Genomic DNA, 11,790 nt, shown 5'->3' on the forward strand with positions numbered 1-11,790 from the left:
CGGCGGGCTTTCAATCGCCATCTACCATGACGGGCGAGACGATGCGCACCTTTGACGACGAGGATACCGGCACCGACCGAGCGGCGGAGCTGCTGCTGCGGCGCATGATGCTGGCCGACACACGCCACGCGGCAACCGCCGACGAGATGGCGGAGTGCGCCACCGCCGCGCTGGCGTTGGGCCAGCGCGATGCCGCCCGGGCACTGTTCGCGCTCGCTTTCCTGCAGCGGGGCTTTGCGCCGGCGCAACTGCGGCAACAGGCCGAACTCGCGCAATGGACCGCCTTGTGGGACCTGCGCAGGCCCGAGCGGATGCAGGATGCGGCACCTGCGTCGATGCTGGACCAGGCGATCGGCGAGCTGACGGGGCTGATCGGCACGGTCACCCTGCCGACGGACCCGGTCGCGCGCGCCGACCTTGCGCTGACAGAGGGGCTGCCCGCCGCGCTCGACCGGATCGTGCTGGAGGATTGCCCGCGCCTGTTCATGGCGATGCGCACGCCGCAACCGTCGGGCGAACTCGGCGCATTGCTGGATATGCTGGCGACGGACGCGCTCGGCTTCGCGCGGATCGACCTGACGCAATATGTGGATGTGCCGACCCCGCGTCTGCTGGTGCTCTACGCGTTTCGCGGGTTGCAGGATTTCCTGCGCGCCCATCACGAACTGGCGTTCGTGCCGGGCAGCCCCGATCTGCTGCATGCGGTCGCGCGCCTGTCCCCCACTGGGCTCGGCGCCTATCTCCGCAACGTGCGGCACGTCGTTCGCGACGGCGCCGACATATCGGGGCTGATCCGGCTGGCCGATGCGGAGAGTCGCGCGGATGCGGTCCTGCCGCGCTGGGCGGCGATCCTGGCGGTGGGGCTGGACCAGGACCTCAGGCTCGGGCTGGTCGACGAAATGGCCGATCGCGGCGAGCCGGAGCCGCTGTGGATCATGCTCAAGGCGGTGGAGCGCACGCTGGGTGTCCGCGACGAAATGGTAATGCTGTGGCGTTTGCGCGACGCGGGCGCGGACCTGTTCGACATGGATCTGGCGCTGCGGGCGCAGTGGCTCGTCGCCCGGCAGCGGGTACACAGCGCGTATGAGTGGGTGATCCTGGGCGACATGCGGGTGACGGTCGGCGACTTGCGCGCGGCGGAGAATGACTATGCCTACGCCGCCGGACTGTCGGTGAATGACAATGCCATCCTCGCCCGGCTGGATGCGCTGCGTGCCGGAGAGATCGCCACCATCGCGGCGGTCGGTGGCTTCGGCACCCAGCGCGGGCGGCAGCGGCGCAGGCTGGCGCGCGCCGGCATGCTCCCAACCGATCCCCTCCCGCTGGCGGACATGCACGTCGGATGATCGGATATGTCGCCGCGCGCACGGCGAAAAAGGCGCGGCGCGAGGGCAATCGCGCCCGTGATGCACATCGCTGGGCGGATGCGGCGGCGGCCTATCGCCGCTACCTGGCCATCCAGCCGGACGATGCCGCGATCCGCATCCAGCTTGGTCATGCGCTGAGCGCGACCGGCGACTACCATGCCGCCGACACCGCCTATCGCCAGGCCGCCGAACGGCTGCCCGACGATGCCGACCTGCTGCTCTGCTGGGGCCATTCGCGCAAGCTGGCGGGGGACAATGCCGCCGCCCGCGACCTTTACGCCAGAAGCCATGCGATCGACGCCAATGCCGATGCCGCGCGCGAGATCGGGACCGGCGATGATCGGCCGCCGGAGCCGGCGGAGGCTGGCCTGCCCGACGGCGATCTTCCCGAGGTCGGGCGAATCGAGCGGGTAGAGGGGCTGACTGTCCTTGGCCTGCTGACCGGCGGCGGAGAGGTGGAGTTCCGTCATCACGGCCGCCCGGTCGCGCGGGCGCAGATGGAAGAAGGCAAAGCCCATTTCCGCGCTCCGCTGGACCTGTATGACGATGTGCAGCTCAGCGTCCATCGCCTGCCGGATGGGGCCGAGCTGGACGGCTCGCCCTTCAACATCGGCCCGCCGCGCCATCATGCGCCGGCCGAGCGCCGCGCCTGGTCGGCCCGTTTCGAACTGGTCAAGCCGTTCGATCCGGCGCCGGAGAGCGAAGTCGCGCTGTTTGTCACCCACTCGGCCACCGGCGCGCTGAAGCCCCACGTCTTGCCCTATGTGCAGTCGCTCGCCGCGCAGGGCATAGCCGTGTTCGTGATCGCGGTGACCGATCGTCCGCTGAACATCCGTCCCGAGCTGATCGACGCGGCGGCCGGCGTGATGATCCGGGAGAATATCGGCTTCGACTTCGCGGCCTGGGCGCATGTGCTGCAGCTTCATCCCGAACTGTATGGCGCGCCGCTGCTTTACCTCGCCAATGACAGCCTGATCGGCCCGTCCACGCCCGAGGCGCTGGGGGCGGTGATCGCGCGCGTGCGGGCGAGCGACGCCGACCTGGTGGGTCTGACCGAAAGCCACGAATATCGCTGGCATGTGCAGACCTTCTTCTTGGGCCTGAAGCCGCGGCTGCTCGCCTCCTTCCGTCTCCAGCGTTTCTTCGATGAAGTGAAGCCGCATACGGACAAGGACGCCGTCATCCGCGATTATGAGGTGTCCTTCGCCGAACGGATGGAGCAGGCGGGTCACCGCACCGAAATCCTGTTTCCCAGCAAGGTGCCGCTCAATCCGACGCTGTTCGGATGGCGCGCGCTGATCGCGGAGGGCTTCCCGTTCATCAAGGCCCTGCTGTTGCGCGGCGCCTTTCCCGATGCCGACGTGACCGGCTGGCGGGACGTGCTGGCCGATGCCGGTTTCGATCTGCCCACCGTGGACGCGACGTTGCTGGCGGCCGCGCAGCAGGTTCCCCGCGAGGAAGGCGACCACCGGCTGTCCGCCCACCCCGTCCACTGGGACGGCCGCGCGGCATGGCCGCTCAAGGTCGCCTTCTACGGGCCCTGGAACTACGACAATGGGCTGGGTGCCGCATCGCGCAACATGATCGCGGCGCTGCGGCACAGCGGCGTGCGGCTCAACCTCCATCCGATCAAGACGCCGTTTCACATCCATCGCCCGATCGATCCGCCGGTGGACGTACGTGAGTTCGGCGGCCCGGCCGATGTGGCGATCGTCCACCTCAACCCCGACAGTTGGTTCATGCTGACCGACGATCAGCGGCGCGACATCTGGCAGGCGCATCGCCGGATCGGCTATTGGGTGTGGGAGATGGGGCACCTGCCCGATGGCTGGCGCCGGGATTTCTCCTCGGTCGACCGCATCTGGACGCCCAGCACCTACTGCGCGGAAGTGTTCGCCGCCGAGGACGAGGCACCGGTCGACGTGATCCCGCATGTCGTGCCGTTGCCGGTGGGGCAGGGTGCGGACCGGGCGGAGACGCTGGCGTCGCTGGGATTGCCGGCCGATCGCCGGATCATGCTCTACGTGTTCGATGGCGCCAGCTATCTGGTTCGCAAGAACCCGGCGGCCCTGGTGCGAGCGTTTGCGGCATCCGGCCTTGCCGCCCAGGGCTGGACCCTGGTGCTCAAGACCAAGAATTTGATGGACCGGCCGGACGAGGGGCAGGGCCTGCGCGATCTGGTTCGGGACACGCCGGAGGTGGCATTGCTCGATCGCGGACTGTCGCCGGCCGAACTGGACGCGCTGGTAGCGGCGGCGGACCTCTATGCCTCGCCCCATTGTTCGGAAGGGTTCGGGCTGACCATCGCGGAAGCGATGGCGCGGGGCACGCCGGTGGTCGCGACTGACTTCGGCGGCAGCACCGACTTCGTTGACGATGGGACCGGCTATCCGGTCAAGGCCCGGCTGTGGCGGCTGGACCGCGACCACGGCCATTATGCGAAGGGCGGCACATGGGGCCGCGTGGACGAGCCTGCGCTGACCGCCGCGCTGATCCGGGCCGCCGATGATGTGGCCCAGGGAGACACTGCGCGCGTGGAGGCGGCCAAGGCGCGCGTCGCCGAACGCTTCTCGGCGGAGGCGGTGGGTACGGCGATCCGCGCCAGCCTGTGGCAGCTGACGCACGGGCGCGGGCGCGCGCCGGCGATCGACCGGCTGCACCCCCGCTTTTCCGAAGGGGTTCCGTTCGAGGATGGCGCGCTGGCGCATAATGTCCATGCGGTGACTTTGGACGCCGGCGGCCGTCCGCGCGCGCAAGCGACCGGGGTGCCGGCCGACGTGCCGGCCGAGCGGCACCACTGGGTTGCCTTCGCCCCCGCCGGGTCGCTCCGCGCGCCGCATTTCGCGCAGGCAGTGCTGAGCCACGCGCGGGAGCGGCGCGACGTGGCGATCTTCTACGCCGACGATGTCGCGGGCGAGGTGGACGAGGCGGTGGACGCGCTGCGGCTCAAGCCCGATTTCGACCTCACTCTGCTGGCGGCACAGGATTATGTCGGCGCGCCCGTGATCGTGCGCGCCTCCGCTCTGGCAAGCCTGGGCGGGTTGCGGCCGGAGATGGGGTCGGCGGCGGTCGCGGACCTGCTGTTCCGCGCCCATGCGGCGGGTCTGTCCGTGGCGCGCCTGCCGGACGTGCTGATCGGCCATGTCGGCAAGAGGGTGCGGGCCACGCTGGCGGATTATCGCGCGATGCTGAAACTCCAGCCGCAACTGGTGGGGTGGCAGGCCGAGCCCGGCAGGACCGCGACCAGCCTAATGCTGGGCCGCCGCTTCGACGATGGCGCGCCGCCGCTGACGATCGCCGTGCCGACCCGGCGCTCGATGCTGCCCGATGGCAGTCGCACCTATCTGGAGCGGTTGCTGGATGGCATCGCCGCCGCCGACTGGCCGATGGAGCAGGTGACCGTGCTGGTCGGCGACGACGTGCCGGGCGAACCGGACTGGGCGAAGCGACCATATCCGTTCACGCTGCGGCGGAGGGAGACGCTGCGTGGGCAGGGCGAGCCGTTCAACTATGCCGCCAAGATGAACCAATTGTGGCGCGCGGCCGAGACCGAGCAATTGCTGTTCATTAACGACGATGTGCAGCCGACCGATGCGGGCTGGTTGAAGGCATTGATGAGCTTCGCGGTCGATCGCACCGTCGGCGGGGTCGGCGCCCGGTTGCTGTTCGAGGACGGCACGCTGCAACATGCCGGATTCGGGCCGCACAACGAATGCGCCGCGCATGTCTGGGTGTATCGCCGCCGCGCGGCCGGCACCTATCAGGGCTGGGCGCTGACCCAGCGCGAATGGTCGATGGTGACCGGCGCGGTGTTTGCGACCCGCCGCAGCCTGATGGAAGAAGTGGGCGGCTTCGACGAGGCCTTCACGCTGGAATATAACGACACGGACCTGTGCCTGCGCCTGCGCCTGCTCGGCTACCGGATCGTGTACAATCCCGCCGCCGAACTGATCCATACGGAGAAAGCGTCGCGTGGCGAGCGCCTGCCGCCGGGTGACACCACCGCGCGCTTCCTGGCGCGGTGGAAGCCGTGGATCGACAATGATCCGTCGTGGCACCCCGGCCTCCGCCGCGACCGCATTGACGTGCAGCCGCGGATCGAGGGAGAGGCCTGGTATCGCTGATCGGGATCGCCCGACCGGCGATACGGATCAGCGGTTGTTGTCGGTCAGGATCCGCGCGGTGACGAACGGCGTGAACAGCTGGTTGATGATCCCCACCAGCTTGGCCGGGCGGTTGGCCGCGGCGTTGGCGATGTAGATCACGTCCTTGTCGCGGATCTCGAACCGCTGCGCCAGGAAATAGCTGGCCGGCTGCATCATATCGAGGCGGTAGATGGTCGGCTTTTCGCCCGTGCCGGCAATTGCGGGATCGTAGCGGAACAGGAACACGGCGGACGGATCGGCCACCGCGTCGGTCGGGCCGCCGGCGCGCGCCACCGCTTCGGCCAGGGACAGGTCGCCAGTCTCGAACGGCACCTGCGACACCTTGCTGGATGCGCCCAGCACGATGAAGCTGCGCGGCCGCTTGATCAGTTCGATGCGGTCGCCCGGAACCAGGGTCAAATCGTCGGGCGCGGCGCCGCGGATGCGGCCCAGCCGCTCTTCCAGCGTGGTGGTGCCGCGGGTGAAGCGGACGATCGTGTCCTCCGCCGAATTCTGAGACCCCCCGGCCAAGGCGATCGCGTCCAGCAGCCGTTCCTGTTGCAGGGTCAGGTCCATGCGGCCGGGCTTGTTGACCTCGCCCGAGACATAGACGGTGCGGCTGACATTCTCGCGGATGACGACCAGCGCCTGCGGGCTCTGCGACTTGCCGCGCAGGCCGCGCACGACCATCGCCTGGATCTCGCTCGCGGTGCTGCCCGCCACCTCGAGCCGGCCGACATAGGGCAGGGTGATCGCACCGTCGCGGTCCACGACCACGGCCGGAAAGGTCTCGCCGCGGGCGGACGGTGCGAAACCGCCCGACACGCTGTTCGACCCGAACAGCGACACGCCGACTTCATACACCCCGATCTGGAGTACGTCGCCCGGGCCGACCACGTCGTTGCGGCCCTGCGCGGCCAGGCTGGCGAGCGTCGGCTGCGCGTTGTCGGCGGCCGTGGTGCTGTCGTGCACCGTCTTCACCATCTCCGGCGTCACATCGACGATGTGGAAGCCGAGTTCGTTGCTCTCCCGCTCGCCACGGCGGATGTCGCCGGCGGTCGGCCCGCTCGACGGCAGCGTGGCGCAGCCTGCGAGCAGGGCGCATCCGATCAAGGCGGTGGTGGCGCGGAAACGGGCGGAAAGAAGCGGCGGAGCCGACGAATAAGCGGTCAAGGAGATGTCTCTTCGAAGAAGGATGCCCACCCGGCGATCAGCCTGTGGACTAGCCAAAGCCGCGCCCGACTTCAATCGGGTGCTGACCAGGTGGTCGGCGTAACTGCGTCAGGCGGCGCGCAGCTGGAGCCGGTGATGCACCTCACTCGCCTCGTCGATCGAATCGTAGAAGACGATGGTGCCGCCATAGACCACCGCACCCCGGCGACAATATTGGCGCAGCGTGCCGGGATCGTGGCTGATCATGATCAACGTCGCGGTGTCGCGGCGGTGGAGCAAGGCCTCTTCCGAGCGGATGCGGAAGCGTTCGTCGCCGGCGCCCGTCACCTCGTCCACCAGATAGCATTGGAAGTCGATCGCCAGGCTGACGCCGAACGCCAGGCGCGCCTGCATGCCAGCCGAATAGGTGTGGACGGGCTGGTAAAGATAGGGGCCGAGCTGCGCGAAATCGTCGACATAATCGAGCAGTTCGTCCTCATCGCGGTTGTAGATGCGGGCGATGAAGCGGGCATTGTCGGCACCCGTAAGGCTCGACTGGAAGCAGCTGGAATAGCCGATCGGCCAGGATGTGGTCATGTTGCGGGTGATGGTGCCGCTGCTCGGCTGCTCCACACCCGCGATCAGGCGCATCAGGGTGGACTTGCCCGCGCCGTTGGCGCCGCAGATGCCGATGCTCTCGCCCTGCTCGATCCGGAAATTGAGGTTGGTGAAGACGTGCTTTTCGAACTTCCGGATGTGGTAGTTCTTGGACACGTTGTGGAATTCGATCATGCGCCCCTGGGATCCTTTGCGCCGAGACAGCGCCTCTGTATGGCGCATCCTTGATGGCGTCTGAACGCTCCTAGCCGTGTCGATGTTGCCGCACAATGCGATGCTCTGCGCCGATGCCCGGATGGTGGGCAGCGCGGGGGGCACGGGCGTGACCCGCTATGCCCGTGCCCTGGTCGCGGCGCAGACGGCGTTGGCGGCGGATCACTGGCTGCTCGGCGACGACACGGCGTTCGCGGCGCGGCAATCGCGGGGGCAGCAGGTCGCCCGCTGGCTGCGGGCGCTGCCGCCGGGCGGGGTTCGGGCCGGCGTGGCGGCGGATGGCACGCGACGGCTCCACGCGCCCGATCTGTTCCGGCTGGCGCAGGTCTATTTCGACGTGCATGGCCGGCTGATGCCGGTCCGCGCGCCGGGCCATGGCATCATGCACTGGACCTTTCCGGTGCCGTTGCGGCTGGTGGGCTGGCGCAACCTCTACACCGTCCATGACGTGATCCCGCTGACCCATCCCGAGCTCAGCCCGATTCCGCAGCGGCGCTTCCGCCGCCTGCTGGAGCGGGTGGAGGAGGCTGCCGATGCGATCGTCACCGTGTCCGACTCGGCACGGGGCGAGATCGTCGCGGCGCTTGGCTGCGCGGAGGACATGGTGGTGGATTGCGGGCAGGCGATCGCGCCGGCCGCGCCGGTGGCCGCGCCCCTGCCGGAGGGGCTGGTGGCCGGCGGCTATTTCCTGGTGTGCGGCGCGATCGAGCGGCGCAAGAACCTGCTCGCCTTGCTCCACGCCTATCGGGCCAGCGGCGTGGCGCTGCCGATCGCCTTTGCGGGGCCGGAAGGCTGGCAGGGTCGCGAGGTGCTGGACATGATCGCGGTGACGCCCGGCGCGATGCGGCTCGGCTATCTGTCCGACGACGGGCTGCGCGCCGTCATGGCCCAGGCGCGCGCCTTGCTGATGCCGTCGCTGGCGGAAGGTTTCGGGCTGCCGGCGGTGGAGGCGATGGCACTGGGAACGCCGGTGCTGGCGAGCGATCACGGCGCCCTGGCCGAGGTGACCGGCGGCGCGGCGCTGGCGGTCGACCCCGCCGACATTGCGGCGATGGCGGGGGCGCTGCGCCGGCTGGCGAGCGACGACGCGCTCTGCCGCCAGCTGTCCGGGGCGGGGCGGCAGGTGGCGGCGCGCCATGCGCCCGACCGGTTCAGGGAGCGGTTGGGACGGCTTTATGCCGGGATCGTTGCGCGGGACGACGGTGATGCTAAGCGCCGTGCATCGGGCAAGGAGTTCAGGTGACACGCTACAGCGTCGGGATAGACGGCTATAATTTGGCGCTGCCGAACGGAACGGGGGTCGCGACCTATGGCATGACGCTGGCCAGCGTGCTGGCGGACGGCGGCCACGCCATTACCGGCCTGTTCGGCATCGATGCGGGTGCCAGGGCCGACATGCGGGAAGTGCGCTTCTTCGAGCGGTTCGGGCATGTGCCGACGCCGACACCGGCCCAGCGCGGTCGCATCCGCCGCCGCATCGCCCGCGCGGCGCTCTACCCCTTCGCCTCGCGCCGCGCGGCGGACGTGCCGTTGACCGACCGGGTGGAACGAGGGGCGCTGGCGGAGCGGTTGCCGCCGTTCGATCGCCTGGTCACCGCGCCGGACCTGTTCGCCGTCGCCTACAAGCATTTCCGCACCTATGGCCGCTTCCTGCCGGTGACGATGGACCGGCCGCCGGCTCTGATGCACTGGACCTATCCCGTGCCGGTCACGCTCAAGGGCGCGCGCAACATCTATACTTTGCACGATCTGGTGCCGCTGAAGCTGCCTTACACCACGCTGGACGCCAAGCAGGCCTATCGCAACATGGTCGCGGGCTGCCTGCGCCACGGCGACCATGCCTGCACCGTGTCGGAGGCGAGCCGGAGTGACATCATCGCCGAGTTCGGCGTCGATCCGGCGCATATCACCAATTGCTATCAGGCTTCGCCCGCCGGCCTCCATGTCGCCACCGACGCGCGGGAGGATGCGGCCGCGATCCAGGGCGTGTTCGGCCTGCCGCACCGGGGTTATTTCCTCTATTTCGGTGCGATCGAACCCAAGAAGAACATCAATCGGCTGATCGAGGCCTTTCTGTCGCTCGACAGCACCACCCCTTTGGTGCTGGTCGGGGGGCGTGGCTGGCAGAGCGAGCAGGAGCTGGCCTTGCTGCCCCGGGGGGACGAGGAGGAAACGCCGCGCGGCCGCGCCGTTGCCGAGCGGATCGTCCGGCTGGACCATCTGTCCCGCGCCTTGCTGCTGAAGCTGATCCGGGGGGCGAAGGCGGTCGTCTTTCCATCGGTCTACGAAGGGTTCGGGTTGCCCGTGCTGGAGGCGATGCAGCTTGGCACGCCGGTCCTCACCTCCACCGCCAGCTCCCTGCCGGAGGTGGCGGGCGATGCGGGCCTGTTGGTGGACCCCTATGACGTGGCGGCGATCGCGGCGGGCCTGCGCCGCCTGGATGGGGATCCCGCCCTCTGCGCGCAACTCGGCCGGGCGGGGCTGGTGCAGGCCCGCGGCTTCGCGCCCGATGCCTATCGTGCGAGGCTGGAGGCGATGTACGGCCGCGTCATGGCGGCGGCGGCATGAACGGCTCGGCGCGCCCGGATCAGCCCTCGATTGACTCGGGCGCGGACGTGGTTATGGAACCGCCGCCGCACGTGCCGCGCCCATGCGCCGTTCGCGGCCACGGAAGTCGTCGAGTGCAGTCAACCCGTTTCCCTTTCAGATCGTTCCGCCAGACCGTTTCCGTCGCGGCCATGTTGCTCGGTTCCGGCCTGCTGGCGCAGGCGGCGGCGGCCGAGACGCTGGCCGACGCCATTTCCGCCGCCTACGATCGCAATCCCGTGCTGGTCGAGCAGCGTTACCTGCAAAAGGCGCGGGACGAGAATTACGTTCAGGCGCGCAGCGAATATGGCCCGACTTTGTCGGTGCAGAGCAATGGCGGATATAGCAGCCGCCGCGCGCTGGGCCGCACCGTCAACGGCAATAGCGGGGAGGTGGAGGCCACCATCTCCCAGCCGATCTACACCGCCGGTCGCCTGCGCGGCGCGGTGGAGTCGGCGCGAGCCGGTGTGCTTGGCGGGCAGCAGCAAGTGCGCCAGGTCGAGCAGCAGACCATCCAGAACGTTGTCCAGGTCTATGCGGCGGTGCTGCGGGACGAGGCGCGGCTGCAAGTGGGGCTGGAGGCGCTGGACGTGCTGCGCGGCCAGCTGGAGCAGAACAGCAAGCGGCAGGAGAAAGGCGACGTCACCCTCACGGACGTCGCCCAGTCGCGCTCCCGCGTCGAATCGGCCGAACAGCAGGTGGACGTGCTGGACGCGAACATGGCGACCTCGCGCAGCCAGTATCTGCAGGTGGTAGGCCACAATCCCGGCACGCTTGAACCCCTGCCGCAACTGCCGACGCTGCCCTCCACGATCGACCAGGCCTTTGCCAAGGCGGACGAGGCCAGCCCGCAGATCCTGATCGCGCGTTTCACCGAGCAATCGTCGAGCGCGAACGCGGCGTCGGTGCGGGGCGAACGCGGGCCCACCGTGTCGCTGACCGGGCAGGGCATCTATTCCAACCGCTTGTTCCAGTTCGACGGCCGCAGCGGCAGCAAGGAAGTGTTCGGCGGCTTCACGCTGTCGCAGCCCCTGCTCACCGGCGGCGCGATCCAGTCGCGCATCCGCCAGGCCGACGCCCGCAACCTGGCCGACCAGGCCGGGGTGGACGCGGCACGACGCGGCGCGTTGCAGGACGTGGCGCAGGCGTGGAACGACATGGCCGCGGCGCGCGGCGCGATCGCGGCGGGACAGCGTCAGGTGGAGGCGGCCCAACAGGCGTTCGCCGGCATGAGCTGCGAGGAGCTGAACGGCCTTCGCACCACCATCGAAACGCTGAACGCCCAGCGCGAATTGCAGGGCGCGCAGGAAACGCTGCTGCAATATCGCTACCAATATTATGTCAGCCATGCGGCATTGCTGGCGGCGATGGGCGTGCTGTCCGCACAGGACATCGTCACCAACATCGCCGTCTACGATCCCGAGGCCAATTTCCGGCGGGTGCGCAATCGCGGGCTGATGCCGCTCGATTATCTCGGCATGGCGCTCGACCGCATCGGCTCGGCCTCGCCGCGCCGGCCTTTGTCGGGCGACCTGACCGGGATCAACGTGCCCGCGTCCAACGCGACGGCGGCGATGCCCGACCAGCCGAGCGACGCGATGCTGCACGACAAGCTCACGTCGCGCGGGGATCGCACCTTGCGCCTGCCGAACGGCGCCGTCGCGCGGTGCCCGCTCGGCACGCTCAGGGCGCGGTGATGCTGGGCGCCG

At 69.1% G+C, this 11,790-nt stretch carries 7 protein-coding genes; 5 read left to right on the forward strand and 2 right to left on the reverse strand.

The window, feature by feature from the left end; genetic code table 11:
* Window positions 1-41 precede the first annotated feature (41 nt).
* Both Q0D93_RS00235 and Q0D93_RS00240 read left to right on the forward strand, forming a co-directional pair.
* Entirely contained in the window at window positions 42-1,346 is a 1,305-nt protein-coding gene (locus Q0D93_RS00235; protein ID WP_294389645.1) for a hypothetical protein, read from the forward strand.
* Complete coding sequence (locus tag Q0D93_RS00240) at window positions 1,343-5,491, forward strand: rhamnan synthesis F family protein (protein ID WP_294389647.1); 4,149 nt, start codon at window positions 1,343-1,345, stop codon at window positions 5,489-5,491. Before Q0D93_RS00235 ends, Q0D93_RS00240 begins: the two co-directional genes overlap by 4 nt.
* A 27-nt stretch (window positions 5,492-5,518) precedes the next feature.
* Here the strand turns inward: Q0D93_RS00240 and Q0D93_RS00245 are convergent, their stop codons facing one another.
* Both Q0D93_RS00245 and Q0D93_RS00250 read right to left on the reverse strand, forming a co-directional pair.
* Complete coding sequence (locus Q0D93_RS00245; RefSeq protein WP_294389650.1) at window positions 5,519-6,685, reverse strand: polysaccharide biosynthesis/export family protein; 1,167 nt, start codon at window positions 6,683-6,685, stop codon at window positions 5,519-5,521.
* Window positions 6,686-6,793: 108 nt separating this feature from the next.
* The gene (locus tag Q0D93_RS00250) at window positions 6,794-7,456 is read right to left on the reverse strand and encodes an ABC transporter ATP-binding protein (RefSeq protein ID WP_294389656.1); all 663 of its coding nucleotides are present in this window, start codon (window positions 7,454-7,456) and stop codon (window positions 6,794-6,796) included.
* Window positions 7,457-7,538: 82 nt separating this feature from the next.
* Between Q0D93_RS00250 and Q0D93_RS00255 the strand changes: the two genes are divergently transcribed.
* The 3 genes from Q0D93_RS00255 (at window position 7,539) to Q0D93_RS00265 (ending at window position 11,778) form a co-directional block, all read left to right on the forward strand.
* Window positions 7,539-8,738 carry a glycosyltransferase family 1 protein gene (locus Q0D93_RS00255; RefSeq protein WP_294390635.1) on the forward strand — a complete coding sequence of 400 codons (1,200 nt, stop codon included), beginning with the start codon at window positions 7,539-7,541 and terminating at the stop codon, window positions 8,736-8,738.
* Window positions 8,735-10,063: a glycosyltransferase family 1 protein gene (locus tag Q0D93_RS00260; protein ID WP_294389658.1), complete on the forward strand. Its 1,329-nt coding sequence runs from the start codon at window positions 8,735-8,737 to the stop codon at window positions 10,061-10,063. The genes Q0D93_RS00255 and Q0D93_RS00260 overlap by 4 nt, the downstream gene beginning before the upstream one ends.
* A gap of 170 nt (window positions 10,064-10,233) precedes the next feature.
* The gene (locus tag Q0D93_RS00265) at window positions 10,234-11,778 is read left to right on the forward strand and encodes a TolC family outer membrane protein (protein ID WP_294389661.1); all 1,545 of its coding nucleotides are present in this window, start codon (window positions 10,234-10,236) and stop codon (window positions 11,776-11,778) included.
* Window positions 11,779-11,790 lie beyond the last annotated feature (12 nt).

It is taken from the genome of uncultured Sphingomonas sp., from assembly GCF_934560975.1.
Lineage (GTDB): Bacteria > Pseudomonadota > Alphaproteobacteria > Sphingomonadales > Sphingomonadaceae > Sphingomonas_I.

Bases quoted from the DNA above. Each gene is read 5' to 3' on its own strand.
- Q0D93_RS00235 (WP_294389645.1), top strand. From the start codon at position 42: ATGCGCACCTTTGACGACGAGGATACCGGCACCGACCGAGCGGCGGAG.
- Q0D93_RS00240 (WP_294389647.1), top strand. From the start codon at position 1,343: ATGATCGGATATGTCGCCGCGCGCACGGCGAAAAAGGCGCGGCGCGAG.
- Q0D93_RS00250 (WP_294389656.1), bottom strand. From the start codon at position 7,456: ATGATCGAATTCCACAACGTGTCCAAGAACTACCACATCCGGAAGTTC.
- Q0D93_RS00255 (WP_294390635.1), top strand. From the start codon at position 7,539: ATGTTGCCGCACAATGCGATGCTCTGCGCCGATGCCCGGATGGTGGGC.
- Q0D93_RS00265 (WP_294389661.1), top strand. From the start codon at position 10,234: ATGTTGCTCGGTTCCGGCCTGCTGGCGCAGGCGGCGGCGGCCGAGACG.